The following is a 25275-nucleotide window of genomic DNA, read 5'->3' as shown; positions in this document are numbered from 1 at the left end:
TTGAAAATCGAATGAGCGACGCCGATGCGCTCATGTGGCACATCGAGCGCGATCCGCAGCTTCGATCGACGATCACGACGCTCTGGGTTCTCGACAGGATGCCGGATGAAGCTCGCCTTCACGAGAAGATCGAGCGCGCTTCACGGATCGTGCCGCGACTCCGCGAGCGAGTCGCGTCGAGCCAGTTCTCGATGGCACCGCCCCGTTGGGAGGTCGATCCGGATTTCGAACTCGACTATCACATCCGCCGGACACGGTTGGCCGGTGAGGGCTCGATGCGGGAGTTGCTGGACACCGCGCAGCTTTTCGCGATGCAGGCCTTCGATCGCGATCGCCCTCTGTGGGAGATGCGTCTCGTGGATGGCTTGTCCGGAGGGCGTGCCGCGCTCTTGATGAAGCTCCACCACGCGGTCTCCGATGGCGTGGGGCTCGTTCGCATTACGACGAGCATGATCGAACGTGGCTGCGAACCCGAGTCGGGCGACATCGAGCCGATGCCGGAGCCGCCGCCCGTCCATCTCATGACCCAAGCCGAACGGTTTCTCGACGCGCTCGATTACGAGCGCCGCAAGCAGACCAACCGCGTCCGCCGCACGTGGAACGCGCTCGGCGAGAGCCTCGCGGAGGTCGCTCGTGATCCCGTGACCGCGGCGAAGGATCTATCGGGTGCGGTCAGCTCGGTCGGCCGGTTGCTCCAGCCGGTTTCCGCACCGGCGAGCCCGCTCATGCAGGGGCGCTCCTCGCGTTGGCGCTTCGACACGTTGCGAGTCCCGTTCCGGCCCGCAAAGGAAGCTGCCAACCGGGCCGGCGGTCGTCTGAACGATGCGTTCGTCGCGGCGATGACCGGCGGCCTGCGTCTCTATCACGAGGCGCACGGTGTTTCTGCCGACGCGCTTCGCATGAGCATGCCGATCAACATGCGGACCAAAGAGACCGCGACCAAAGCCGGGAACCAATTCGTGCCGGTACGATTCCTCGTGCCCCTCCAGATCAAGGACGCGGCCGAGCGGATGAAGGCGATCCGCGACCTCGTGCACCAGCAGCGGGACGAGCCTGCGCTTCCGATCGTCGACGAGCTCGCCTCGCTCCTGAATCGCTTTCCGACCGCTGTGACGACCTCGCTTTTCGGATTTATGATGAAGGGTGTCGATTTCGTCACGAGCAACGTGCCAGGGCCGCCGTTCGACGTCTATGTCTGTGGTGCGAAGGTCGAGCAGATCTACGGCTTTGGGCCGCTCTCGGGGGCTGCCGTGAACATGACGTTGTTCAGCTATCGTCGCGACCTCGGGATCGCCGTAAACACAGATCGAGCGGCCGTCCCCGATCCCGATCGTTTCCTGGAGTGCCTCGAGCAGGGCATGGCCGAGGTTCTGGGCGCGGAGTGAACTGGCAACTCCTCCTCAACTCCTGCCAAGATGTGGCATCGCCGGTGTCGACGCCCTCCTGAATCTCCTCTTCGCCCAGGACGCCGAGGTGAGCTTCGCCGTCTAGATCGAAGACGGCGCGACGATGGATCTCCGGCGGAGCGAGGCCATGCCGCCGCCGCCTCCCGCGGTTCCTGCGCGAGCTTCGTTGGAGACGGGCGCGAGGATGCGCATGGAGCGGGACCTCGAAGAGGTCCCGGGTACCCGCTGCAGCCAGGAAGATCTCCTCGCACTCGTCGATTTCGACGACGAACAGCGCGCGACGCTCGCGAGCCACGGTAGCCTCGAGCTCTCCCTCGGCTTCGACGCCGGGCGCGTCCGGCGTCGAAGCCGTTCGGTGAGAGCCTGTTAGACGGCCTTGGTCATCCAGCGGCCGCGTCGAAACCAGAGCGCCAGCAGGGTCGCTTCGAGAATCATCGAGACGAACATTCCGATCCACACGCCGGACGTCCCGAGCCCGAACGGGATGGCGAGCGCGTAAGCCAGCGGGAGTTTGACCGGCCAATTTGCGGCGAGGGCGACGAACATCGGTGGCCGGGTGTCTCCGGCCCCGTTCATCGCGGCGCCGAGCGGTATCGTCGGGCCGATGAAGAGCTGGCCGAAGGCGATGATCATGAGGAACGGGACCCCGACGGCGATGACCGCCGGGTCCGAATCGAAGATCGCGATGAGCGGCTCCGCGATCCCCGTGTAGAGCACGCAGAGGCCGATGGATAGAAGGACCGCAATCACGAGGCCGTGCCGGACGACGAGTCTTGCGCGCTGCGGATTGCCCGCCCCGAGGCGTTGTCCGACCAGCGTGGCAACGGATGCGTGCAGGCCTGCGAAGGGGATGAAGTTCAGCGAGAACGCACGCACCGCGATCCCGAATCCCGCTAGCGCGGTCGTGCCGAAGGATGCGATTACCTTCAAAAGGAAGAAGGTCGACAGAGGTCGAGCCAGCATCGTGACACTCGCGGGTATGCCGATTCGAGCGATCTGCCACAGGCCGCTGGCTCGCACCGTGACTCGACTGCGCACCTCGCCAGGGAACGGTCCGTACTTGGAAGCGTAGAGCGCGAGGAAGACGAAGCAGCCGATGGCGCTTGCGATCACGTCGGCAACGGCGGCGCCCACCGCGCCGAGGCCTGCGACCCCGATGTCCAGACCGCCGAGAACGAGCTCACCCGGGCGGAAAATCAAGACTGGATCGATCACCGCATTCAGCCCAACGACCACAGCGTTCAGGATCATCGGCGTTCGCGTATTTCCCGTACCTTGATAGCTCGCGCTGACGGCCATGGAGACGAAGAAGAACACGTGGCCGGTGAAGGTAATCTCGAGGTACGGAATCGCGATGCTGGATACGGACTGCTCGATCTCGAAGAAGGAGATGAGGGGCGACGCCGCGAAGTAACCGGCGACGCTCACGATGATCCCAAGGAGGGCACCGAGCACGATTGCGTGAACCGAAGACCCGTAGGCTTCGCTATGGTTCTGCTCTCCCGTTCGGCGGGCGACCACGGCCACTGCGCCGCTGAAGACGATCTGCGTGAGCCCGTAAGCCATGAACAGGATCTGACTCGTGAGCGACACCGCGGCTACGGCTTCGGTGCCGAGGTGCCCGATCCAGAACAGGTTGGCGACCATGAGAAGCATGACCGTGGACGCTGAGACGCTGACGGGCCACGCGAGTCCCCACATCTCGCGATATGCCTCGAGAGTGCCCTGGGTACTCGCGGGCGGCTCGTTTGGCTGGGGGCGCGCGCGGGACATTGGAAAAACGTAGCACGGGTGTTTTGTCCTCGCGGGACGTCCGACCGCCAACGTCAGCCGCGCCGCGCTGTCCTCGTGTGCCCGGACCGCGCGGTGGCGTTGAACGTTCTTTCGAAGAAGGCTCAACTCACGGTCGATCTCGAGGTGTCCGATACCGGGTTGGGGATGGATGAGGCGGCGCGTCAGCAGTTGTTCGACCCGCTTTTTACAACCAAGGTTACGGGCCGCGGCCTCGGAATGGCCGCTGTGATCGGGATCATTCGCCAACATCGTGGTGCGATCCAGGTCGAGAGCCAACTCGGACGTAGGACTTTAGTACAGCTCTACTTTGCGCGCATCGGGGGCGAGAGAATGTCGGCTGAACCGACGAACGCGCAAAGGCGGTGTTCGCCAAGAACGCAGACTGAATTCGGCTCGTACTACTCGACCTGAGGATGCCCGACATCGGCGCGGGCGAGTTGTTCGATACACTTTCGAGCCACGAGTCTCCGGCCCGGCACATTCCCTTGAGCGGCTAAGCTGAAGAGCAAGCGCGCAGTGCGCTCGGCCGCGAGGGGCTTGCAGCTTTCCTACAGAAACCGTTTCGAATCGACGCGCTGCTGGATCTCGTGGGAAGGGTCGTCTCCGGCGGAGGTCACCCGGGCGTGTATGCGACGCCCCCGTCGATCTTGATGACGGCGCCGGTCGTATAGCTCGAGGCGTCGGATGCGAGGTAGAGGGCCGCTCCTACGATCTCGCCCGGCTCGCCGCCCCGCCGAAGCGGGATGCTGGTCGCCGCGGCACGTTTGAACGACTCGAGATCCCACGCCTTGCTGATGTCGGTCAGAAAGGGGCCGGGCATGAGACAGTTCACTCTCACCTTGGGCGCGAGGACGCGTGCCAGGCCGAGCGTGAGGTTGTTGAGGCCGGCCTTCGCCGCTCCGTAGGGAATCTCGACCGGTGACGGCTGCACCGCGGCAACGCTGCTCACGTTGATGATCGAGCCGCCGTCTCCTTCGGCCATTCGCGCGCCGATCACGGAGGACAGCCGAAAGGGCCCCTTCAAGTTCACCGCCAGTACTTTGTCGTAGAGATCCTCGGTCACCTCGGGCAGAGAGGGGTAGAGGGGGGACATGCCGGCGTTGTTGACCAGAATGTCGACTTTCCCGAACGCGTCGTACGCCGCGTCGACGAGAGCGTCGCACTGGGGCCACTCGCCGACATGGCAGCCGACCGGGACCGCGCGGCGCCCCGTCTTTTCTTCGACTTCCTTGGCGAGCGCCTCGCAGTTCTCGATCTTGCGGCTGGCGATCACGACGTCGGCTCCGTTCTGGGCGAATGCGAGCACCATTTCGCGGCCCAGGCCCCGGCTCCCGCCGGTGACGAGAGCGACCTTGCCGCTCATGTCGAAGAGATTTCTCGGGTCGTGGTTGTCCGCAATCATCGCAAAGTCGTCCTTTCGGGTCGGAAACTGGCGTGCCTACCGGCTCGGACTATGCAACCTTTCCGCGGGATGTGGAAGTCGACACGCGCCGCGGTCACCCTGTTTGCCGCGATCGCACCGACACCGGAGGGGGCAGCGCGGCAGGGAGTGCCGAAGCTCGACGCCGTGCACATCGTGTTCGATTTCCCTTTCTGAATCTCACTTCAAACCAGGATCTACGAGGACCAGCCGTCATGAAGGGTGGGGCCACCGAGCTCGATCACATCTGGGTCAAAGGTGCGCGTGAACACAACCTGAAATCGGTCGAACTGCGCATTCCGAAGAAGAAGCTCGTGGTCCTCACGGGGGTATCCGGATCGGGCAAGTCGTCGCTCGCGTTCGATACCGTCTACGCCGAGGGGCAGCGGCGTTACGTCGAGAGTCTGTCGTCGTACGCCCGCCAGTTTCTCGGCCAGATGGAGAAGCCGAAGTACGACCACATCCGCGGCCTTTCGCCGACGGTATCGATCGAGCAGAAGACGACCGGCACGAATCCGCGCTCGACCGTCGGGACCATTACGGAGATCTCGGACTATCTCCGCGTTCTCTACGCGCGCGTCGGAGAGCAGCATTGTCATCAATGCGGCCGGAAGGTGAAAGGCCAGACCGCGCAGCGCATTGCCCGCGAACTCGCCGACCAGAAGGCCGGAACGCGGGTCATCCTCATGGCGCCGCTGCTGGTGAATCGAAAGGGGGAGTTTCGAGAACTCCTCGCGGATGCTCGGGCCCAGGGCTTCGTGCGCCTACGGGTCGACGGCGAGACGGTGCTCAGCGAAGAAGTCGAAGCACTCGACAAGAAGAAGAAGCATCACGTCGAGGCGATCGTGGATCGGCTCGTAATGAAGGCTGGAATTTTGCCGCGTCTGACGGAGTCGGTGGAAACCGCGCTCAAAATGGGCGGCGGCACGATGCTGGCGTCGATCGACGGGAAGGCGGACCGGGTGTTCTCGGAGAACCTTTCGTGCCCGAATTGCAAGATTGGCTTCCCGGAGCTGACGCCGCAGGCCTTTAGTTTCAATTCGCCGCAGGGAATGTGCGTGGATTGCAACGGACTTGGCACGCGAATGGAGTTGGACCCGGAGCTTCTCGTTCCGAACGAAGAGCTTTCCCTCGCGGACGGCGTGGTGAAGCCCTGGGGCAAGATGACGTCGGACAAGAAGGGCTGGGGGACCCGAGTCCGGATGCAGGTCTGCGCGGCCTACAAGATCCCGCTCGATGTGCCCTGGAAGAAGCTCACGGCGGCGCAGCGGAAGATCTTGCTCTACGGCGCGGGGGAGCGTCGGTTCGAGCTCAAGTGGGACAACGGGAACATGCGCGTCCGCTTCGAGGGGTGTATCCCGCGTTTGACGCGCGTCTTCGTGCAAACGCGTTCGGATGGGATGAAGCGCTGGTACGGGCAGTTCATGGCCACCGCGGCGTGCTCGACGTGCGCGGGCGCTCGCCTTCGGCGCGAGAGTTCGGCTGTCCAACTCGGGAAGAAGTCGATCGTCGAGGTCTCGCAGATGACCATCGACGACGCGCGTGACTTCTTCACCGGTCTGAAACTGACCGGGGCCGCCGGAGAGATCTCCGGCGAAGTCCTGAAGGAGATCCGGAATCGGCTCGAGTTCCTATCCTCCGTGGGGCTGTCGTACTTGAGCCTGGATCGAGCGGGGCCTTCACTCTCGGGCGGCGAGTCGCAACGCATTCGGCTTGCAAGTCAGGTTGGGTCGGAACTCACCGGCGTCATCTACATTCTCGACGAGCCGAGTATCGGACTGCACCAGCGAGACAACAAGAAACTGTTGGCCACGCTTCTGCGCATGCGTGACATCGGCAACACCGTGGTCGTCGTCGAGCATGACGAGGAGACGATCCGCGCAGCCGACTGGGTGATCGACTTCGGCCCGGGGGCCGGCGTGCGTGGGGGAGAGATCATCCACGCCGGAACTCCGAAGAGCCTCGAGAAGAACCGGAAGTCGATCACGGGTGCGTATCTGGCCGGTCGCGAGAGGGTTCCGGTTCCCGAAAGGCGCCGAGAGCCTACAGGTGAGATTCGCGTGGTAGGCGCGTCGGAGAACAACCTGAAGAAGGTCGACGCTTCGTTCCCGTTGGGCGTACTTACCGCCGTGACGGGAGTTTCAGGGGCAGGCAAGTCGACCCTCGTGAACGACGTGCTCTACCCCGCGTTGTCGCGGCATCTGCATCAGTCGCAGCAGAAGGCGGGAAAGCACGTTCGGATTGAAGGGGTAGATCAGATCGACAAGGTGGTCGGAATCGATCAGCGCCCGATCGGACGAACCCCGCGGTCCAACCCAGTGACGTACATCAAGGTCTTCGATGAGATTCGGAGCTTCTTCGCGATGCTCCCGGGCTCGAAGGTTCGTGGATACAAGCCGGGGCGGTTCAGTTTCAACGTGAAGGGCGGTCGTTGTGAGGCCTGCCAGGGCGATGGCGTGCTCAAGGTCGAGATGCACTTCTTGTCCGATGTCTACGTGAAGTGTGAGGATTGTGCCGGCCGTCGGTTCAACGAGGCGACACTCGAAGTTCGGTACAAGGGCCACTCGATCGCGGATGTGCTCGAGTTGACGGTGGCGGAAGCGCTCGACGTGTTCGAGGCGCACCCCAAGGTGAGCGCTCAGCTCCGGCTGCTGGCTGACGTTGGTCTCGACTACCTCCATCTCGGCCAGCCTTCGCCGACGCTCAGTGGCGGCGAAGCGCAACGGATCAAGCTCGCACGAGAACTCTCGAAGCGCGCGACGGGTCGTACGATCTACCTTTTGGACGAGCCGACGACGGGTCTGCACTTCGACGACGTGAAGAAGCTTCTCAGCGTGCTCGATCGGCTCGTGGATGCGGGCAACACGATCATCGTGATCGAGCACAACCTCGATGTCATCAAGACGGCCGATTGGATCATCGACCTCGGCCCGGATGGTGGACCCGGCGGAGGCACGATCGTTGGGGAGGGAACCCCGGAGAAGGTCGCCCGGCTGAAGAAGTCGCAGACTGGCAAGTACCTGAAGCCGCTCTGCTGACTCAGGCTCCTAGGTGAGGGAGGGCAAGACTTTGCCCGCGACCAGCTTCATCGTCTCCCATCCGATCTCGGGCGGGGCTCCTCCGCAGAGCGGTTGCAGACTCAGGATCCCGTGGTTGCGGATCAACTCGGCCGCCTCTGCGACCGTGACGATCCGGTAGGGGCCCTGCTCGGCGCGCAAGTCGTCGATGGTCTGCGCACCGGACTTGGTCGTCGTGTCTTGGCCCTTCAGCCACGCGCCGTAGGTCTTGGCATCGTGGAGGAGATACGGGCCGATCCGCTCCCAGGCGCGATCGAGATCTTCGGCGACGAAGACGGTGGTGGGCGCGCCGTCGGGCACTCGACAGTAGCCGGGCTCGCGTCCGACGCGAGCCGACTCTTCTCGGTAGGCCTCCTCGAGCCCCGGCGTTGCACCACTTGCGAGGAGATCGAGCCCGAATCTCGCGGCCCGTCGGGCAGCGATCAGGCTCCCGCCGCCGAGCGCCAGGGACGGACCACCTGGGGTCACCGGCTTCGGCGTCACGTGGACCGGGCGCCCCTCGAACTCGAACGGCTCGCCGGTGAACGCCTTCTGAAGTGCCTCGATATTGGCTTCCAACTGCTTCGCGCGCCGCCGGCGGTCTACGCCGAACATCGCGTACTCCTCGTCGCGGTATCCCATCCCGAGGACGTAGGAGACGCGCCCCTTGCTCAAGATGTCGAGCACCGCCATGTCCTCTGCGGCCTTAATCGGGTCGTAGAGGGGGAGGATGAGTGCGGCTACGTTGATCAAGATGCTATCGGTCTTTGCGGCGACTGCCGTTGCGAAGATCAGGGGCGAAGGGAGATACCCGTCGGGGGAGCAGTGGTGTTCGGAAACGACGACGACCACACAGCCGTTCTTTTCGCCCCACGCCGACATCTCGAGGGCAGCTGGGTAGAGCTCTGTCGTCGGTGCGCCGTGTTCGGGCGCGCGCATGTCGAATCGGATCAAGTACACTTCGTAGCCCTCTCTCCGCCGGCGACGCTCGAGATGTTGACGATCTCGCCGTCGTCCCCCGTCCCTGCGGCGTCCTCCGAGCGGCTGTAGTTGAAGATTACGGAGCAGCCACTGTCCGCCAGAGCCAGGCAGGTCGCACGCCCAACTCCGGTGCCGCCGCCGGTAACGAGCGCAGCTTTCTTGTCGAGGTTCATGGAATCGGGTCCCTTTCCGGGAGCCTACGGGATGGCGGCTCGCGCGACTACTAGTACCGCAGGGCCGCCACGATCGGTGGAGCGGACCCGGCCGGACGGCCACGTTTTCGCGAACGCTTAGTCGTGGCAACAGGTCGAAGTTCTAAACGACGAATCCGAGGGATTGCGCTCGAAGTCGACTCCCTGCGGACTCGGACATCGTAGGAATGCTCTCTCAGCTAGGTCGCGGAGTCGCGCAGGCACCCGACTCGCTGCAGCGGAGTCTCCCCGCTGCAGCTTCGAGGTCTAGGGGCTTCTTCAGGTTCCGCCGACCGCCCGGGTGCGTGCCTTCGGCTTCCGCTTGGTCTGTGGTTTGGCGGCGACGGCCGGCGAGGCTTCGACTTCCTCGCACTGCTTTCGGCGCCCGTTGAGCGTCTCGCCGATGTCCTCGAGGAACTCGAGGTCGGCGGCGACGCGGAAGAGGTCACGGCGGATCAGCATGGGTCGCATGTCGGCGAGGTCTTTTCGCTTCGAGTGGGCGTACTGAAGCTCCCGTTCGAGAACCTTGGTCTTCTCCAGAAGGTCGCGTTGCCACATGGCGAGCACGCGAGCGCCGATGTCGGGATCGACGTCGGAGAAGAACATCGCGCGGGCAACCTGGTCGACGTTGGCTTCGAGCGGATCGCGAGGGATGTCCTCGAACCACTCGCCGAAGGCGTCGAGGCCGGCCTCGGTAATCTGGTAGGGCGTGCGTCTGGGGTCGGCGCCGAGTGGGTTCGGGGCCTGTCGCACCATTCCCTCGGTCATGAGTTCACCGAGTTGTCGGTAGAAGTATCCGGCGCCGTAGTTTCTCCCGGTCCGCCGGTTGTATTCCTTCATGAGCGCGTAGCCGTGGAACGGTTCGCGTTTTCTCAGAAGCCCTAAGATGTGGAATCGGAACATGACACGTTTTCCATGCGATGCATCGAGGCGTATCAGCATGGTCGAATTTCGGGCAACCGTGCCAGGAAGAGGGTGCGCGCATAGATGTACTGAACCTAGTTTCGCGGGCGAGTGGCCCCGCCCAGCCGTGGGCAGGGCCGCCACTGAGTCTATTCCGCTCCTTCCGCTTCGATCTGGAAGAGCGCTCCCAGATTGATGTTTCCGTGTTCGGTCTGCGGGTCGCCGCCAGGTACAACCGGGTGTCGGCTTCGGTGAAGAGCCGGTTGAAGATGCTGCGCTTGGAATCGTACTCCGTGGTCACGTCGGCAACGCGTCGATCGAGGTCGATCTCTACGTTCTGCACGTGACAGCCGGCACGGGAATCGGAGAGCCCGGCACCGAAAGCGCGATTGGCGATGATGTCACCGGAGGAGTCCGCACTCACCCGAGGGCCGACTCCCTGGTCGGCGGTGAACTTGCGCTGGGAAAGCTGTCGATCGCGCCGGATCGAACGGGCTGGATCTCGCTTGATCAGGTAGATCGTGGATCCAGCGGTGAAGGTGTCACCGTATCCGGCGCCAATCTGTTCATCGAGAGACTTCTCGATCTGGCCACCGGGGATGCTGGGTGGAGTCTGTGAGTTGAGCTTGGTTGGGACTCGCAGGTGCAGTGAAGGTAGCCGCTGCAGCGGCTGCCATGAGCCATCGTACGCCTCGGAGGAATCCGAGAACCATCGAGTTTCCTCCTGGTTCCGTCGCGCCCCCCCCCCCCCCCAGTCGGTCATCCGCGAACTATAATGTCACCACCCAGCGCCGGTTCCGCGCCGCCAGCCTCCACTGGGTCGATTCGCGGTTCCGGGGCCAATGCCCGGACTCGCCGGGAAGGCACAATTTCCTCTTGGGGACGTTTCCTCGCTGCGGATGTGGATCGCACGGCACCTCCCACGCCCGAGGGCCCCGATCTGGGGACTTGTGCGCGTACCCGTTCGATGACTATTCGAAAATGATGGTTCCCATGCTGGCTGGTCTCGGTCTCTTCGCACTCCTTGCTCTGGTCCCCGTCTCGACCTTCGCGCTCGACGGAGGAGCCCTGCTGGCCTCGTCGGCGAAGATGAATGCGCCGGCCGGTTGGAGCGATCGCAAATCGGTGATGATCATCGAGTCGTTCGCCAACGACGACAAGTTCCGCGAGCGCCGGGCGGAAGTGAAGGAGTCTCTGGGGGAGGACCTGAAGGTCTCGTCTCTATCGAAGTTCCTCGGCCCGGCAGACGTCCTGGGGCTACGCGTCCTCGACATCTGGGGTGCCGAGGAGGGCGGTGATGCCTGGGTCTGGGCTCCGAGTACTCGCCGCTTCCAGAAGATCGCGACCGGCCAGAGCGATGATGCTCCCGCCTACGGGAACGAGCCGAGCTACCGCGACGCCCAGCTCCTCGATCTCCTTCCACGCATGGCGGAGGACGTCGAGGCTACCGTCGTCGACGAAGAGACCGTCGACGGGATGAACATGGCGGTGATCGACGTCGACGTGGGTGACCGCGACTGGCCCTTCGGAAAGAAGTTTCGCGTCTGGGTCTCGACCGACGACGAGTTGATTCGAAAGATCGAGGCCCGCAAGCCTGGCGGCGCAGTGTCTCGCCGGGTGACCGTGATGACGTACGCGCAGGCGGACGGCCGGAATGCGGCGGTGAAGGTCTCGGTGGAGAACCCCGCGAGTAAGCGCGTCACGACGTTCGTGCGAAGCGACTTGGAGTTCGACCGTGGAATTCCCGAGCGGGCCTTCAGCCTGCGCGATCTTTCGAAGGGGCGGTAGGGGGCGGCTAGAGCCGCGTCACCCGCGCTCGCATCGAAGGCTGAACGCTTTCCAGCCACTCGCAGAGAGCCGGGCGAGTGCGCCGCGGGTCGATCAGATCGTGCACCGAGAAGAAATCGGCGGAAGGGAACGGCGTTCGCCCCTTCGATAGAAGCTCCTCGAGTTCCTTGCGCTTCGCGTCGGGATCCGGAGCTTCGGCGATCTCACGCCGGAACGCGACGGCGACGCCACCTTCGAGCGGAAGTGCGCCCCGCTCGGCGGAGGGCCACGCGAACACCGTTCCGTCCGGTCCGTAGTGGGCTGCTGCGGCGACGCCGTACGACTTCCGGACGATCACGGACGCCCACGGCACCGTCGATCGCACCGTCTCCGAGATCGCCTCCATGCCAAGTCGGATCGTCGCGGTCGATTCGGCTTCCGATCCGATCATGAACCCGGGCTGATCTACGAAGCTGAGGATCGGGAGGTGGAACGTCTCGCAGAGGCGCACGAAACGCCGGAACTTCTGGGCCCCGTGGGCCGTCATCGACCCACCGAGATGGAACGGGTCGTTCGCGACGACGCCGACGGGCGTCCCGTTCAGGCGCGCGAGAGCGGTGATCTGCGGTCGGCCGAACAGCGGCGTCATCTCGAAGAACGAGTCCTTGTCGACGACGAGGCGCACGAGCTTGCGTGCGTCATAGACCCGCCTCCGGTTGCGAGGGATGATCGCCAGCAGAGCCTCCTCGCATCGCTCGGGGTCGTCCCCGGCATCCAGAACGGGAGGCAGTTCTGACACGTTGGTTGGCATGTAGGACAGGAACCCACGCATGAGATTGAACACTTCGTTCTCATCCGCGGCGACCGCATCGACCACACTACTGCGCTCGTGCACCTTCGCGCCGCCGAGTTCTTCTTTGGTCTTCTTCTCGCCGAGTGCCCGTTCGACGAGTGCAGGGCCGCCGATGAGAACCTGTGCCGTGTCGCGGGTCATGATCGCGAAGTGAGAAGCGACCAGGCGCGCGGCGGGAAAGCCGGCGACGGCGCCCAGGGCCGCGGAGACGACCGGCGCGGTCTCGAGCACGCGCGCGATCGAGACGAAGCGATGGGTCGTATAGACCGGGTCGGGCGACGGGCCTCGTTTCCCGGAGCCGCGCACACTTCCGCCGCCACCTTCGAGGAAGCGCACGAGCGGGAGGCGGCGCTTACAGGCGAGCTCTTCGGCGTAGACGCTCTTGCGAAGGCCGGCCGGAGTGGGAGAGCCGCCGCGCTGTGTGAAGTCCTCGCCGCCGACTACACAGGGGCGTCCGCCGACTTTTGCGATTCCGAGGACGTAGTTTCCGGGTTGGAAGGACTTGAGGGACCCGTCCTCGTTGGTCTCAGCGTAGCCCGCGATAGGGCCGACCTCGCGGAACGACTCCTGGTCGATCAATCCGTCGATGCGCTCGCGGACGGTCAGGCGTCCGCGCTCGTGTTGACGGTCGACGGCATCCGTTCCCCCGAGTTCCTTCGCCAGCCGGCGTCGTTGCTCGATCTGATCGACTTCCTTCTTCCAACTCACGGTTTGTGAGCCTAACAGGTGCCGTGCGCATTTTTGCAAGCTGCTCGTGCGAATGTGTCGGTCGATCGGGGCGCCGGATCGATCTAATGAGGGTTGTGAAGAAGGAGGCTCAGATGTCGCTCTACCGCCGCTCCGCCGTCATTCTCTGCTTGGCTCTGCTCACCGCGTGTGGGGATGGGGCATCGACCGCGCCGGCGCCCACGCCGCCGGAGACCCGGGAAGGGTCGAACTTCGTACGGGTCCTCGATACCGAGCTGCACTTCGTTCAGCGAGGCGAGGGGCGCCCGATCTTGTTCCTGCACGGCAATCCGACGTCGAGTTACCTTTGGCGCAACGTCACCCCGCACTTGAGTCCCCTCGGCCGAACGATCGCGTTGGATCTCCCAGGCCACGGCGACTCCGGCAAGCCGGACATCGACTATCGCTTTCCCACCCAACTGGCCTACGTCGAAGAGTTCATCCGGGTTCTCGGGCTCGAGGACCTGGTGCTCGTGATCCACGACTGGGGCTCGGGACTGGGTTTCGCGTACGCTTCTCGTCATCCAGAGAACGTGCAGGGCATCGCTTTCATGGAGGGGATGATTCGGCCGTTCGAATCTCTCGCGGACGTCTCACCGTTGTTCGCGCCGTCACTCGAGCAGTTCCGGGACCCGGTGATCAGTCGAGATCTGCTCATCACGCAGAACCTGTTCATCGAACAGATTCTGGCGACGTCGGTGCTCAGCGGGCTCTCGGAGGAAGATCTGAACGTCTACCGGAAGCCGTTTCTCGATCCAGCCAGCCGCAAGCCCATCTGGCGTTGGCCGAACGAGATTCCGATCGCGGGCGAGCCCGCAGACAACCATGAGATCTTCGAGACGTATGCCGCGTATCTGCGGACCGACGCCGTGCCGAAGCTCTGGCTTTACGGCACGCCGGGCGTGCTTCTGCCGGAGTCGAAGGGGAGCGAGATCGTCGGCGTGATGCCGAATGTCACCGCCGTAGGGGTCGGCCCAGGGCTCCACTACCTGCAGGAAGATCAGCCCGAAGCGATCGGTGTTGCGATCGCGGAGTGGTTAGGTGCGAACGGTTTGGCCGACTAGAAGATCTCGCAGCGCTTCATGAGGCCGACGCCGTCGCTGTCCTGACACAAGTCGGAACCGGCGCCGCCCGAGATGTTCGCCGCCCTGGGTGTCGTCGTCGCCGTTGTGGCCCATGAGGCGGTCGTTGCCGATGCCGCCGTCGAGCAGGTCGTTGCCCTCCTTGCCGACGAGACGGTCGCGCCTTCCTCGCCGTAGATCTCGTCGTCGTCGTCGCCCTTCAGACGGTCGCGGCCAGGGCCGCGTACTGCGCGTTCGCAGCGATCGGCGCGAGGAGCATGGTGGCCGCGGGAAGTGCGATGGCGGCGAGTCGCAGGCAAGAGAGAGCATTGTGGAGGGCGCGGGGCATGGGTGGGTGGTCCTTCCGTGTCGGGCGGGGTCCAGAAGATTCAGGTCCGAAGCCGGAAATCGGTGAAAAAATCTTCAGCGCGCACCTCGGGACGTGCAAGATGGTTTCTGGGCTTGAAACGACCGTTCGAAACGTCGGGGTGTGGATCAGGAGGGCGGGGGTGGCTCCACGTTGCGGTTGGCAGCCTGCACGAGCGGGTGGTCGGCGACGCCCAGGGCATCGACGATCTCCGGTGCTAGGAGGCCCACGTTCTTTGCGCTCTTGAGCAGATGTGATGGTTTCTGCCCGCTCAGCAGGAGCTCGTGGTCCTGAGCGTTCAGCTGCTCTTGTTCGCGCAGAAGCGCGGGAGCGAGCTTTGCCGCGTCGGGGTGCCCGGCTTCCTCGATCCGGCGGATGATCTGCCGCGCCATGAGAGGACCGGGCCGGTCCGTCACGGTGAACAGGATTCGCGGCAGCCAACTCTGAGCGAACGCGGTGCGCTCGTCCAGCGTCGCTTCCTTCATCCAGTCGGCGAGGTAGAGGACCCCGAAGCCCATGTGACGGCTTTCGTCGCGCGTGATGAACGCAAGGATGTCGCGCAGCAGAGGGTTCGTCGCGTGGTCGTGGATGCCCTCGAAGATGTTCATCGCCATGCTCTCGAGGAAGAACTGCTCGAACGCGATCATACGCCGGGGGTCTTCGGCCGCGAGCAGCTGGTCGAACATGTCCTCTGTGAACGGATCGATGTCTTCGGGTTCTTCGCCCATTTTCTCGAGGAAGCGCACATAGGCGAGGTGATGGCGCGCCTCATCCATCGCCTGCGCGACGGCGGCGTTTCGGTGGTCTTCGTGCCGCAGCTTCAGCGCGAGCTTCGCGCAGATGTCCTGAGCGACGCTCTCTCCGACTTGCAGGATGTTCAGAACACGCCCGAGCCCGCGGCGCGTGACGTAACTGCGGACCTCCTCCGGCAGCGCCTTGAACGTGTCGGTACGCCCGAACGCGGTCCACTCGTGGTCGACCAGGGAATCCCCCGGCTCGACCGGTGTCGACCAGTCCACGTCGCGGTCGATGTCCCAGTCAGCCGAGTGGGCCTTGCTGAAGATCGAGTTGATTCCCTGGTGCCCCGTGTTCTGGAGGCGCATCAGTTCACGCGTTTTCATGGATTCGATCCTATGCGGCTTTCGTTTCTGGGGCGACCCGGGTCAGTTTCACAGGCACGTAGCGGTGGTGTGGGCACCCCGTGATCGGATCGCGGTCCGCTGCATCGGTGATCTCGTTCAAATTGGCACCCTGAGTCACCCGTTCGCCGTCGATGGTCTCGGAGTATTCCACGCCGAAGCCGTTGGGCATCCAGACGTGCCCGGGCTGGAGCTTGGGGTCGAACGCAGCGGGAAGAACGATCGCGCCCCGTACGGTTTCGATCCGGAGCGAATCTCCCGCCTCGACGGACAGCTTCGCCGCGTCGTCGGGGTGGAGATGGAGGGCACAGTGCGGGCCCTGGCCTTTGCGCCAGGTCGGGTCACGCTGGATCGTGTTCGCAGTCCAGCGGGTTCGGAGTCCGCTCGCCAGAACGAACGGGTACTCGGCGTGATCGGTGTGCGTCGCGAGCGCGCGCTTCATCTCCTTTACCATCGCCGGCGGAGCGACGCGGATTTTCTTGTCTTCGAACCCCATGTATTGGTCGACGCTGTTCGTGTCGTCGGCGATCGCGATTGTCACGCCCTCGGGGTGGTCGAGGATTCTCTTGAAGATCTCTTCGCCGAGAGCGAACGGGTCCTTGTCCGCCCACTCGGGCCCTACGGCGCGCAGGACGGAGTCCCGTCGTTCCATGGCGTTGGCAATCGAGCTTGCGAAGATTGCGGTGAGCGATGGTGCGGGGAAGTGGTGCCCCATGGCGCGGTAACCCCAGAACAGCACATGGGAGTCGCCGTTGAGGCCCTTGGCGGCGAGGTCACCGAGCATACCCATGGCGGTACCGAGGAAGGCCGCGCGCGCCTCGGGCGTTTCGGGCTTTGCAATCTCGGCGAGTTCCTCGGGTAGGGGAGCGATGATGCCCATCGCTTCGCCGATTCGCGCGTAGATCTCGGCTTCAGGAAGCGCTTCCACCGGCCCCGCGAGGATCGGGGGCCGCACCTGCACGTCGATCTCCGGATGCCGCTTCGGGAACAGTGCGGTCTCCCATTTCTCGTACCCGACCGGAGTCGGGAGCACGTAGTCGGCGAGTCGGCAGGTCTCGGTGAATGCGGGCTCGACGACGACGAGCAGGTCGAGGCGATCGATGGCTTCGCGCCATGCGTTCGCATCGGAGAACGAGAGGATCGGGTTGGATCCCTCGACGATGAGAGCCCGGATTCGCTCCGGGTGGTCGATCATCACTTCTTCGGGAACGAGTGTTGGCGAGAACATTCCAGCGTTGCCGAGCGCGCGGACGGCCTGAATGCCCGACGCGAGTGCACGCTCTGGCTCCTTGTGGCGGCCGGGGCTGAGGGTTGGCGGGAGGAACGTCTCGATGAAGCCGTTCGTCCCCTTCTTGCCGATGTGTCCCGTGAGCACGCTGTTGAGATGGATGAGGTACGAGACCAGCGTCGAGAACGGCGTCTGTTCGACTCCGAGATCGAACATGATCGACGACGCCTCCGATTTCGCGAAGTCGGTCGCGATCGTGGTGATCTCGTCCTTTGCGATGCCGCAGCGCTCGGCCATCTCGCCGACGTCGATTCGGGCGAGCTCGTCGCGAATGTCGTTGAAGCCCGCCGTGCGTTCTGAGACGAAGTTCACGTCGTACAGCTCCCGCTGGACGAGTGTGGCGGCCATCCCGAGGAGGAAGTAGGCATCCGAGCCGGGTTGCACCCGGACGTGCTGATCGGCGCCGCGGGTCGTTTCCGTTTCGCGCGGGTCGAGAACGACAACGGTACAGCTCTCGCGCTTGCTCAGGTCTCGGAACGTCTCGGTCGCGTTGTGGCCCCGGTTCGAGATGCGGGGATTCGTTCCCATCACGATCAGGTACGTCGCGTGGTCTACATCGGGGTGGTAGAACGTGGTCGGCGGCGCATCGAACATCCACTGATCGACGAGCATGTGCTGCGTCTTCTCTTGTGCGAACGCGTTGTACCAGCGGCGGGAACCCGTCGCGCGCAGGAACGAAGACGCGTACGGCGCGTCGAGGTGGTTGCCCTGGCCGCCGATTCCCACCAAACCGAGCGAGCGAGGTCCGTGCTCGTTGCGAAGCGCGGCCAGCTTCTCACCGATCTCCGTCGTCGCGGTCTCCCAGGAGATGCGCTCGAACGTTCCGTCTGCTTGGCGGCGCATCGGGTACTCGACGCGCTGCTTGTGATTTGCGTACTTGTCGATCGTGACGGCTTTGTTGCAGATGTAGCCCTGCGTAATGGGGTTCGACGCGTCTCCTCGGACCTTCGTGATCTTGCCGTCTTCGACCGTGACGCGGACGCCGCAGTTGTGACTGCACAGAACACAGATGGTCGGCAGGTCCGATCCGGAAACGGCGATCGGGGTCTTAGACACGGAAGGATGGACTTCTTGCGTCGCACTCATGTCGCTACCTCCGGTGCAGGCGGAAGGCCGCGTTGCACCCGTATGTGATGGGTCAGGGTCGCAGGGCTTCGTGCAGTTTCGCGAGGTCGCCCACGAGTCGTTCGAAGACTCCGGGATCGAGCTTTTCGCGTAGATCGTCTTGCGCCTGCTGCCAGAGCGCGTGGGTACTGCGTAGCTTCTCTTGGCCGAGGTCCGTGAGCGCGAGTTGTTTCGCGCGCCGGTTCTCGCCGGGCTCGGCGCTCACCAGGCCGTCTTCGACAAGTGGGCGCAGGACGCGCGTCATGGTGCTCGGATCGAGGCCGAGATCGGCGGCGATGGTCTGCATCGAGCCGCCGTGCCGCTGGTGGATCGCGGCGAGGGTGGCGAACTGGTTGATGCGCAGGCCCGAGGGGGCGAGCGTCTCGTCGTAGAGGTAGGTGATCGCTCGGGCCGCGCTGCGCGCGTTGAAGCACACACAATCGCCCAAGGAGGGCGGCTTGGGGGGGGCGGCAGATCGCGGAATCGAAGGGGGCACCATCAAGCTTGTATCTACAAGTAGGGCGGGTCCCGAGTCAATCCGCAAAGGCGGTGACACTCTCGGAGACCGAGCCCATCTGCAGCACCGTGTCTCCCGTCATGCGCCTTCGCGCCTCCACGTTGGCGCAGCCGACCGCTTCGACCGAGACGACTTTTCCGCGCTCGATCTGCGCGAGTGGTGCGGCCGTGCGCGGAGAGAAACGATGCGGCCCTCATCGAGGCGTTCTACGCCGTGGTATCGAGGATCCGAACCAACGGGATTCGCCGCGACGTTCTTCCTTGATAGCGTGCATAGAACGGTCGGTCGGCGCAGATGCGTTCCCAGAGCCGCTCGTACTCGTCTCCCTCAAGGATCTCGACCCGCGCTGCGAAGACACGCGCTCCGTCGCGCACGGTCACCTTCGGATTCGCGCGGGTGTCCTTCACGTTGTGGTACCATGCCGGATTCTTCCGAGCCCCCGCGTAGGAGGCGACCACGATCCGGCGGCCGTCGTCGTCGAGCCAGTAGGGAAGGCACACGGCGAACTTCTTGCCCGATTTCCTTCGAATGCCGCGAAGGAGCAGGTTCTGCATGTTCTTCGCAGAGGCGCCGAGGCGGCCTCGCGTGATCTCGTAGACCCAGACCTGCGTGGTCGTGATCCAGGGGATGAGCCAGCGGGGTGGCGTGCGTGTTACTTCGGCGCGCTGATCCAGTGGCATGGCGCGGCAATCTAGCAGGCGTTCGCGCGAAGTTCAGAGGTTGCGGTGGCCTTGTTCAAGGATTTCTCCCCCGAAGACGCGCCCGACGCCGGCGCTCATCCGCTCGGCTTCGAAGACGCTCTCGAAGGAGAACCGCCAGGCTCGATCCGTGGAGCGGATTCAGGTTCGAGCGCGTTGGCGCAGACGCCCCTGCTCCGGCCGGCGGGGGTGACAGAGGAGGCCGGCGCAGTGAATCGCGTCCTCCAGGACCGCAAGCATCAGGGCGTGTGGGCCGCCGAGTTGCCCGTCGTTCCCGGTGACCGTGGCTGGGGCCTCGGCGACTTCGTCGGCCGCGATGGACCCCAACGGGGCGCCACTGGGACCACATCGAAAAGCGTGGGCCCGAGGCGCTTATCCTGCGCAGCACCCAGGAGATCAGCACGGACTATCGTGCGTACCTCGATACGATCGGCGGCTTGCTCCAGGGCGCTGCCGCGCCGAGCTGAGCAGCGTTCGCGGCGCGGGCCTGGTCAGGCGATCACGCCGGCGTCGCGCAACTCCCGTGTGCGGTCTCCCATTCCGAGTTCGGTGAGGATCGCATCCGTGTGTTCGCCGAGCCCTGGCGCTGGACCGCCTGTCTCGGACGGGGTCTTCGTGAAGCGCGCGGCCGGCCGCGGCTGACGCATCCTCCCAGCGATGGGATGCGTGGAGTCCTCGAGCATCCCGAGTGCGCGAACCTGCGGGTCGTTGGGTAGCTGCTCCGGTGACAGCACGGCTCCGCAAGGCGCCTTCTCGGCTTCCATCCCACGAATGGCCTCTTCGGTGGTGAGGTTGCTGACGGCATCGAGGACGCGGCGGAGAAGCTCGTTGAACGCTTCCATGTTCGTCCGGCGTGCCATGATCGTCGCGACTTCCGGAGCGTCGTAGCCGTCGACCCCGACGCCGCGGCAGATGCCGGCCACGTCGGAGTCGGAGACCGGGGCGGCGATGACGTGCCCGTCCTTCGTGGGCCAGAGCTTCTGGTCGCGGGAGAAGGCTGAGGGTTGCGAGCCGTCGGAATCGAGCAACACCTCGTTCCCGGCCGCATCGGCCCAGACAAAGTTCACCACCGCCTCGAGCATAGAGAGCTGCAGGTGTTGCCCGCCCCGGCCGCGTTCGCGTGCGAACAGGGCCGCCGAGATCGCCTGGGAGGCTGTGAGGGCGGTGATCTTGTCGGCCGCGGTATGCCGGATGAGCTGCGGCTCGCCGTCGGCGCCCGCCTGCGCGTAAGCGAGCCCGCCGTACGCCTGCACGACGGGGTCGTACGCACTCTTGCGCGCATACGGACCTTCCTGCCCGAACCCACTGATTGAACAGTAGATGAGATCTGGGTTGCCCTTGCGAATCGTGTCGTAGGAGAGTCCCAGCTTCTCGATCACACCAGGTCGAAAGTTCTGTACGAACACATCAGCACCTGCAGCGAGCTTTCGTACGATCGCGAGGCCTTCCTCGGTTTGTAGGTTCACCGCGATCGAGCGCTTGCCACGGTTCACCACAGCCGCCATCGCGGAGATCCCGTTCACGGCAACACCGACCCAACGACCGATGTCGCCGAGGCCGGGCGGTTCGACTTTGATGACCGAGGCGCCCTGGTCGGCGAGCATCCCCACGGCCCAGGGCCCGGCCAGCGCAATCGAGAGGTCGACGACCTTCACTCCGTCCATCGGTCCACTCATCACGCTTGTCTCCTATTCGAATTGTTTTGACGGGGAACGGCCGCCGGGCCCGCTGTACGCGAGCCCGTAGCCGGGCGGCTCCTTGAACTCGACGGTGGTCAACCCGCCGAGCGCGGAGCGCCACGAAGCAATCAGACGGTCTTCCGCCGCGTAGTCGAAGGGATCCTGCAGGCAGGTTTCCTCGAGCGCGCCGGGCTCGGGAGGGTGCTCGTTCAACCATCGGGCGGTTCTGGCGATCGCTTCGCGTGCGGGAACGACGTCCCGGTAGCCCAGCTGCTCACGTGCTTTCGAGATATCGAGCACACGGTGCGTCGGGAGGGGCTGCATGACGAGGGGGCGCGCGGGGGCCGCGAGGGCCCAGGGCATCGAGATGATCTCGAGCGGATGCGCGAGCGCCGCGGCAGTGATTTCGACGACCTGACGCAGGCTTAGGGTCTCTTCATCGGCGCAGTTGTAGATCTGCCCGGCGGAGCGCTCAGGGTGGTCTACGCCCAGGAGGACGGCGTGCGCGAGGTTCTCCGCGTAGCCGAAGCTCTGCAGCGTGAGGCCGTCGTCGGGTAGGATGATCGTTTCGCGGCCATCGCGAATGCGCCGCACGATGCACCACTCGCGCGGTACGAGTTGGTACGGGCCGTACACGTAGGGGTACCGGAAGTGAGCCGCGTCGGGCTGAGCCTCGAAGAGGCTCTCCTCGGTGCGGACGATCCGGAACCCCTTGTCGTCGAGCTCGGGGTCGCGGACGAGCGCGGCGTCTTCGCGGGTCGGTACGGGGAGCCCGGCGGGTGCGTCCAGCGAAGGGTGCATGTAGCCGCGGTACGCGGGAACCCCACCGATCGAGACGAACTTCCCGACGCGCCCTGCGAGAAGCTCGGCGGTTGCACGCAGTCGCCCGTAGGCGGCGATACAGACATCGAACGCGCGGCCCTCGAGAGCCGTCGTCAGCGCGTCGATCGAGTACGGGTCCGTGTGGATGTGCTCGATGTCGTTGGGGTTCTCCGCCAGCTCGTGGTTCCCCGTGTGGAGAATCGTGACGTCGAACCCGCGCCGGTGGAGGCCGTTCACGATGAAGTGGCCGGTGGGGCCGGTGCCGCCGATGACCAGCGCGTTCATCTAGTGCTTCTGCTGGATGAAGCGGCTGGTGCGCAAGTCCCGAGTTAGTTTCGGCGCAGCGGCCGGCTTTCGCCGATCGGGCCCGAGACCGGGTTCTCCGCCTTCGCCGAAGCGTGCCCCACGAGCTCGCGGGCTCGATCGAGGACCTGGATTCGGCGGAGGTCCGAGGCGACGGAGTAGAGCACCGGTACGAGGAAGAGCGTCACCACGGTCGAGAAGGCGAGTCCCCAACCCAGAGCGAGCGACATCGGTGCGACGACCATGTCGTATCCGCCGACGCCATACGCCATGGGCAAGACGCCACCGAGGGTCGTGATCGAGGTCACGATGATGGGCCGGAGGCGGCCCACGACGGCGTCGATCATGTCGGACTCGTGGAGGTGGCGTTCGGACGGAGGGATGTCGGCGAGACGGCGATGGATCGCATCGACCATGACGATCGACGAGTTCACGACTACGCCGGCTAGCCCGACCGCCCCCATCATCGCGAACAGAGAGAACGCGGTCTGGTGGATGAAGAACGTGAGCACGACCGTTGCGAACGAGAACGGAATGATCGCGATCACGAAGAACGCTTCGAGGAAGGACCCGAGCATCAGCGCGATGACGACCGTAATGCCGCCGAACGCCATGAGGGCGACGGTGCCGACGTCGGCGGTGGTCTTTCGGCTCTCCTCGGCTTCGCCGCCTTGGTAGACCTCGATGCCTTTCTTTCCCGCGTACAGGGGGAGGAGTTCGACGTCGAGTCGGTCGGCCATCGAGAGCGCTGTGTGTCCGGAGCCCACGGCGAAGTGCGCACTGACCGTCGCGACTCGTATTCCGTCTCGGTGATAGATGCGCGAGACCGAGGCGGTCTCCACGGGCCGGACCACGTCGCGGATTCGAACGAGGGCGCCGCTTCGGGATCGGATGGGAAGCTCGAGCAGGGATCCGAGAGATCCGCGCGCCCCGGGATCGAGCAGGACCCGGAACTCGGTCGTTTCATCGAGGTCGCGATGCTCGGACGCGGGGATTCCGTGGAACGCACCTTTCAGTGTCGTCGCGACGTCCTGCGGAGAGAGCCCGAGGAGTGCGAGCTTCTCGTAGTTGAGGTTTAGCTCGACCTGCGGCGTGCCCGGCCGCTCGTCGATATCGATGTTCACGACACCGTCGACACCCGTGAGCCGCTCGGAGATCTCGAGCGCGGTGCTTCGGCGCAGCGCGTCGTCATTGCCCGCAACGTGGATCGTGAGCGGCGCGCCCATGACGGGGCCTGTCTGAGCGGGCTCGAAGAGGAGCGTGACGTCGTCGGCGACGACGAGGCTCGCCTCCAGGATCTCCATCCACTCGGCAGGTGTATTCTGCATACTGCCTCGCCGCAGCAGGACCTCGACGACGGCTTCGTTGTCGGCCGATCCTTGTTCACGATCGAAGCCTTTTCCGCCGGCTTCCTGATGGCCGATGCGCGCCGTGATCGCATTGAGGTCCTCGCCGACGATCGCGGGGATCTGGCGCTCAATCGAGGCGGTGATGGCCTCGGTCTGTTCGATCGGCGTGCCGAGAGGAGTGCTGACTTTCACGAAGACCGATTCCGCATCGTCCTGGGGGAAGATCATCACCCGGAGCTGCGGGAGAAGGACCACCATCACGATGATGAGCCCGGTGACGAATGCCCCGATTACCCACGTTCGGTGATGGAGCGTAGCTTCGAGCGTCCGGCGGTAGCGTTCCTCCATTCGAATTACGAAGGCGCGCTTCGGAGTCGGCTTGGCGCCTCCGCCCATCGACATGTGCGCCGGTAGGATCAGGAACGACTCGAGGAGCGATGCCAGCAGGGCCAGCACCACGACAAACGGCATCGAGTGGGTCATCTTCCCGGCCATGCCGCCGATGGCGAGGAGTGGCGCAAAGGCGAGCATCGTGGTGATCGCCGACGCAATGACGGGTCTCGCCATCTCGAGGGCGCCTTGCGTGGCAGCCTCTTGCGCGTCGAGACCTTCCTGGCGCTTTGCGACAATGCGTTCGGCCACGACCACGGCGTCGTCCACCACCATCCCCAGGACGACCACGAGTCCCGTCAGCGTCACGATGTTCACGGAGAACCCGATCACCGGGAACATCATGAGCACCGACATGAAGACCACCGGGATCCCGACCATCACCCAAAGGGCGACCTGGGGCGTGAGGAACAACAGCAGCGCGCCGGTGATCAGGAATACGCCGACGAGCCCGTTGGTGATGATCAGGTCGATTCGGTTCCGGGTCCAATACGATTCGTCCTTTACGAGGACGGCGCTGACTCCCGCAGGTAGAGGGGTGCTGTTCACCAACTCCCGGACACTGTCGACGGCGAGGATTACGTCGGCGTTGCCTTGCTTTCGCACGATGAGTGAAACACCCGGACGCCCGTTGGTGTGGGCCAAGAGGCCGGTATCTTCTCGCCCGAGTTCGAGCCGTGCCACGTCGCGGACGCGGATCGCACCGCTGTCCGGGGAGAACCGCAGGATTGTCTCGCCGACCTCGGAGGGGTCGCCGTAGCGGCTCCAGAGGACGACCTGGCGCCGTTCCTCCTGGCTTTCCAGGCTGCCTCCCGTGCTGGACACGTTGCGCGCCTCGATGGCGCGGACGACGTCGAGGAGGGTGATACCCAGCTCGCGCGCGCGGACAGGGTCGACCAGGACGCGCAGCTCGGAGTCTTCCAGGCCGATCGGGCTGACACTCGAGACCTCGTCGAGGCGCTCCAGCTTTCGCTCCAGCATGCGGGCCGTGTCGGCGACCGCGACCGAGGGGCCCGAGAGGGCGATCTCGACGACCGGGAACTTCTGAGCCTCGAAGCGCAGAACGACGGGGTCGTTTTCCATCTCCGGCGGGAAATCCCGGATGGCATCGAGCTCGGTCCGGAGATCCCTCTCTACGGCGTCCAGCCCGTCTTTGTCGATGTCGTCGAGGAACTCGACCGCCGTGAGCGACACCTGATCGGTGATAACCGTCGTGTGTCGCTTCACGCCGTCGATCTTGTCGATCGCTTCTTCGATCGGAATCGTGAGCTTGGTCTCGACGTCCTGCACCGAAGCGCCCGGGAGGACCGCGTTCACGATCAACTGGTTCATCGTGACGTCGGGGAAGGTCTCCCGCGGCGTGCTCGCCATGGTCTGATAGCCGACCACCACGACGACCGCGGTGATGACGTGCACCAACAGGTGGCGCTGAACGAAGAAGCGAATCAGGCGTTCCACGGG

General features: G+C 64.5%; 23 protein-coding genes and 1 pseudogene. 9 read left to right on the top strand and 15 right to left on the bottom strand.

Annotated elements, in window-relative coordinates; translation table 11 throughout:
- Positions 1–11 precede the first annotated feature (11 nt).
- Positions 12–1385, top strand: a complete 1374-nt coding sequence (locus P8R42_25275; GenBank protein MDG2307903.1) for a wax ester/triacylglycerol synthase family O-acyltransferase — start codon at positions 12–14, stop codon at positions 1383–1385.
- A gap of 211 nt (positions 1386–1596) precedes the next feature.
- Positions 1597–1776 carry a hypothetical protein gene (locus tag P8R42_25270; protein MDG2307902.1) on the top strand — a complete coding sequence of 60 codons (180 nt, stop codon included), beginning with the start codon at positions 1597–1599 and terminating at the stop codon, positions 1774–1776.
- Here P8R42_25270 and P8R42_25265 read toward each other — a convergent pair.
- The gene (locus tag P8R42_25265) at positions 1773–3179 is read right to left on the bottom strand and encodes an MATE family efflux transporter (protein ID MDG2307901.1); all 1407 of its coding nucleotides are present in this window, start codon (positions 3177–3179) and stop codon (positions 1773–1775) included. The genes P8R42_25270 and P8R42_25265 overlap by 4 nt on opposite strands.
- 93 nt (positions 3180–3272) lie before the next feature.
- Between P8R42_25265 and P8R42_25260 the strand changes: the two genes are divergently transcribed.
- On the top strand, positions 3273–3611 hold the full coding sequence (locus tag P8R42_25260) for an ATP-binding protein (protein MDG2307900.1): 339 nt from the start codon (positions 3273–3275) through the stop codon (positions 3609–3611).
- A gap of 202 nt (positions 3612–3813) precedes the next feature.
- Here the strand turns inward: P8R42_25260 and P8R42_25255 are convergent, their stop codons facing one another.
- A complete protein-coding gene (locus P8R42_25255) occupies positions 3814–4602 on the bottom strand; it encodes a glucose 1-dehydrogenase (protein ID MDG2307899.1) in 789 nt (262 codons plus the stop codon).
- A 51-nt stretch (positions 4603–4653) separates the two neighbouring features.
- Here P8R42_25255 and P8R42_25250 point away from each other — a divergent pair, with 51 nt between their 5' ends.
- Together P8R42_25250 and uvrA are read left to right on the top strand one after the other, a co-directional pair.
- Positions 4654–4797, top strand: a complete 144-nt coding sequence (locus tag P8R42_25250; protein MDG2307898.1) for a hypothetical protein — start codon at positions 4654–4656, stop codon at positions 4795–4797.
- Between the two features lie 38 nt (positions 4798–4835).
- A complete protein-coding gene (gene uvrA, locus P8R42_25245; GenBank protein ID MDG2307897.1) occupies positions 4836–7658 on the top strand; it encodes an excinuclease ABC subunit UvrA in 2823 nt (940 codons plus the stop codon).
- Positions 7659–7667: 9 nt separating this feature from the next.
- Here the strand turns inward: uvrA and P8R42_25240 are convergent, their stop codons facing one another.
- From P8R42_25240 to P8R42_25230, 3 genes and pseudogenes are all read right to left on the bottom strand, one after another.
- Positions 7668–8636, bottom strand: coding sequence for an LLM class flavin-dependent oxidoreductase (locus P8R42_25240; GenBank protein ID MDG2307896.1), 969 nt, complete (start codon positions 8634–8636; stop codon positions 7668–7670).
- Between the two features lie 74 nt (positions 8637–8710).
- Positions 8711–8830, bottom strand: a pseudogene (locus tag P8R42_25235) (SDR family NAD(P)-dependent oxidoreductase).
- Between the two features lie 297 nt (positions 8831–9127).
- Entirely contained in the window at positions 9128–9751 is a 624-nt protein-coding gene (locus P8R42_25230; protein MDG2307895.1) for a PadR family transcriptional regulator, read from the bottom strand.
- A gap of 343 nt (positions 9752–10094) precedes the next feature.
- Here P8R42_25230 and P8R42_25225 point away from each other — a divergent pair, with 343 nt between their 5' ends.
- The gene (locus P8R42_25225) at positions 10095–10370 is read left to right on the top strand and encodes a hypothetical protein (GenBank protein MDG2307894.1); all 276 of its coding nucleotides are present in this window, start codon (positions 10095–10097) and stop codon (positions 10368–10370) included.
- Between the two features lie 374 nt (positions 10371–10744).
- Complete coding sequence (locus P8R42_25220; GenBank protein ID MDG2307893.1) at positions 10745–11539, top strand: outer membrane lipoprotein-sorting protein; 795 nt, start codon at positions 10745–10747, stop codon at positions 11537–11539.
- 7 nt (positions 11540–11546) lie between these two features.
- On the opposite strand, the gene P8R42_25215 is transcribed toward P8R42_25220, so the two are convergent.
- A complete protein-coding gene (locus P8R42_25215) occupies positions 11547–13079 on the bottom strand; it encodes a carboxyl transferase domain-containing protein (protein MDG2307892.1) in 1533 nt (510 codons plus the stop codon).
- Between the two features lie 113 nt (positions 13080–13192).
- Here P8R42_25215 and P8R42_25210 point away from each other — a divergent pair, with 113 nt between their 5' ends.
- Both P8R42_25210 and P8R42_25205 read left to right on the top strand, forming a co-directional pair.
- Positions 13193–14161: a haloalkane dehalogenase gene (locus tag P8R42_25210; protein MDG2307891.1), complete on the top strand. Its 969-nt coding sequence runs from the start codon at positions 13193–13195 to the stop codon at positions 14159–14161.
- A 72-nt stretch (positions 14162–14233) separates the two neighbouring features.
- The gene (locus tag P8R42_25205) at positions 14234–14356 is read left to right on the top strand and encodes a hypothetical protein (protein MDG2307890.1); all 123 of its coding nucleotides are present in this window, start codon (positions 14234–14236) and stop codon (positions 14354–14356) included.
- A gap of 22 nt (positions 14357–14378) precedes the next feature.
- On the opposite strand, the gene P8R42_25200 is transcribed toward P8R42_25205, so the two are convergent.
- The 9 genes from P8R42_25200 to P8R42_25160 form a co-directional block, all read right to left on the bottom strand.
- Positions 14379–14507: a hypothetical protein gene (locus tag P8R42_25200; protein ID MDG2307889.1), complete on the bottom strand. Its 129-nt coding sequence runs from the start codon at positions 14505–14507 to the stop codon at positions 14379–14381.
- A gap of 146 nt (positions 14508–14653) precedes the next feature.
- Complete coding sequence (locus tag P8R42_25195) at positions 14654–15646, bottom strand: ferritin-like domain-containing protein (GenBank protein MDG2307888.1); 993 nt, start codon at positions 15644–15646, stop codon at positions 14654–14656.
- A 10-nt stretch (positions 15647–15656) separates the two neighbouring features.
- Positions 15657–18038 (bottom strand): molybdopterin-dependent oxidoreductase, encoded by a 2382-nt coding sequence (locus tag P8R42_25190; GenBank protein ID MDG2307887.1) that lies wholly within the window; start codon positions 18036–18038, stop codon positions 15657–15659.
- Between the two features lie 52 nt (positions 18039–18090).
- Complete coding sequence (locus P8R42_25185) at positions 18091–18504, bottom strand: MarR family winged helix-turn-helix transcriptional regulator (protein MDG2307886.1); 414 nt, start codon at positions 18502–18504, stop codon at positions 18091–18093.
- 275 nt (positions 18505–18779) lie between these two features.
- The gene (locus P8R42_25180) at positions 18780–19253 is read right to left on the bottom strand and encodes a nitroreductase/quinone reductase family protein (protein MDG2307885.1); all 474 of its coding nucleotides are present in this window, start codon (positions 19251–19253) and stop codon (positions 18780–18782) included.
- Positions 19254–19412: 159 nt separating this feature from the next.
- Positions 19413–19598, bottom strand: coding sequence for a hypothetical protein (locus P8R42_25175; GenBank protein ID MDG2307884.1), 186 nt, complete (start codon positions 19596–19598; stop codon positions 19413–19415).
- A 164-nt stretch (positions 19599–19762) separates the two neighbouring features.
- Positions 19763–20947 carry a CoA transferase gene (locus tag P8R42_25170; protein ID MDG2307883.1) on the bottom strand — a complete coding sequence of 395 codons (1185 nt, stop codon included), beginning with the start codon at positions 20945–20947 and terminating at the stop codon, positions 19763–19765.
- 12 nt (positions 20948–20959) lie between these two features.
- Positions 20960–22057 (bottom strand): NAD-dependent epimerase/dehydratase family protein, encoded by a 1098-nt coding sequence (locus P8R42_25165; protein ID MDG2307882.1) that lies wholly within the window; start codon positions 22055–22057, stop codon positions 20960–20962.
- A 44-nt stretch (positions 22058–22101) separates the two neighbouring features.
- The gene (locus P8R42_25160) at positions 22102–25272 is read right to left on the bottom strand and encodes an efflux RND transporter permease subunit (protein MDG2307881.1); all 3171 of its coding nucleotides are present in this window, start codon (positions 25270–25272) and stop codon (positions 22102–22104) included.
- Positions 25273–25275 lie beyond the last annotated feature (3 nt).

It is taken from the genome of Candidatus Binatia bacterium (assembly GCA_029243485.1).
In the GTDB taxonomy this organism is placed as follows: domain Bacteria; phylum Desulfobacterota; class Binatia; order UBA12015; family UBA12015; genus VGTG01.
The sequence above is the reverse complement of the archived record's forward strand: the minus strand, read 5'-3'. Positions and strand labels throughout refer to the sequence as shown.

Bases quoted from the DNA above. Each gene is read 5' to 3' on its own strand.
- P8R42_25250 (MDG2307898.1), top strand. From the start codon at position 4,654: ATGCAACCTTTCCGCGGGATGTGGAAGTCGACACGCGCCGCGGTCACC.
- P8R42_25195 (MDG2307888.1), bottom strand. From the start codon at position 15,646: ATGAAAACGCGTGAACTGATGCGCCTCCAGAACACGGGGCACCAGGGA.
- P8R42_25265 (MDG2307901.1), bottom strand. From the start codon at position 3,179: ATGTCCCGCGCGCGCCCCCAGCCAAACGAGCCGCCCGCGAGTACCCAG.
- P8R42_25170 (MDG2307883.1), bottom strand. From the start codon at position 20,947: ATGAGTGGACCGATGGACGGAGTGAAGGTCGTCGACCTCTCGATTGCG.
- P8R42_25165 (MDG2307882.1), bottom strand. From the start codon at position 22,057: ATGAACGCGCTGGTCATCGGCGGCACCGGCCCCACCGGCCACTTCATC.
- P8R42_25205 (MDG2307890.1), top strand. From the start codon at position 14,234: ATGTTCGCCGCCCTGGGTGTCGTCGTCGCCGTTGTGGCCCATGAGGCG.
- P8R42_25230 (MDG2307895.1), bottom strand. From the start codon at position 9,751: ATGTTCCGATTCCACATCTTAGGGCTTCTGAGAAAACGCGAACCGTTC.
- P8R42_25190 (MDG2307887.1), bottom strand. From the start codon at position 18,038: ATGAGTGCGACGCAAGAAGTCCATCCTTCCGTGTCTAAGACCCCGATC.
- P8R42_25200 (MDG2307889.1), bottom strand. From the start codon at position 14,507: ATGCCCCGCGCCCTCCACAATGCTCTCTCTTGCCTGCGACTCGCCGCC.
- P8R42_25220 (MDG2307893.1), top strand. From the start codon at position 10,745: ATGCTGGCTGGTCTCGGTCTCTTCGCACTCCTTGCTCTGGTCCCCGTC.
- P8R42_25180 (MDG2307885.1), bottom strand. From the start codon at position 19,253: ATGCCACTGGATCAGCGCGCCGAAGTAACACGCACGCCACCCCGCTGG.
- P8R42_25210 (MDG2307891.1), top strand. From the start codon at position 13,193: ATGTCGCTCTACCGCCGCTCCGCCGTCATTCTCTGCTTGGCTCTGCTC.
- P8R42_25275 (MDG2307903.1), top strand. From the start codon at position 12: ATGAGCGACGCCGATGCGCTCATGTGGCACATCGAGCGCGATCCGCAG.
- uvrA (MDG2307897.1), top strand. From the start codon at position 4,836: ATGAAGGGTGGGGCCACCGAGCTCGATCACATCTGGGTCAAAGGTGCG.
- P8R42_25270 (MDG2307902.1), top strand. From the start codon at position 1,597: ATGGAGCGGGACCTCGAAGAGGTCCCGGGTACCCGCTGCAGCCAGGAA.
- P8R42_25255 (MDG2307899.1), bottom strand. From the start codon at position 4,602: ATGATTGCGGACAACCACGACCCGAGAAATCTCTTCGACATGAGCGGC.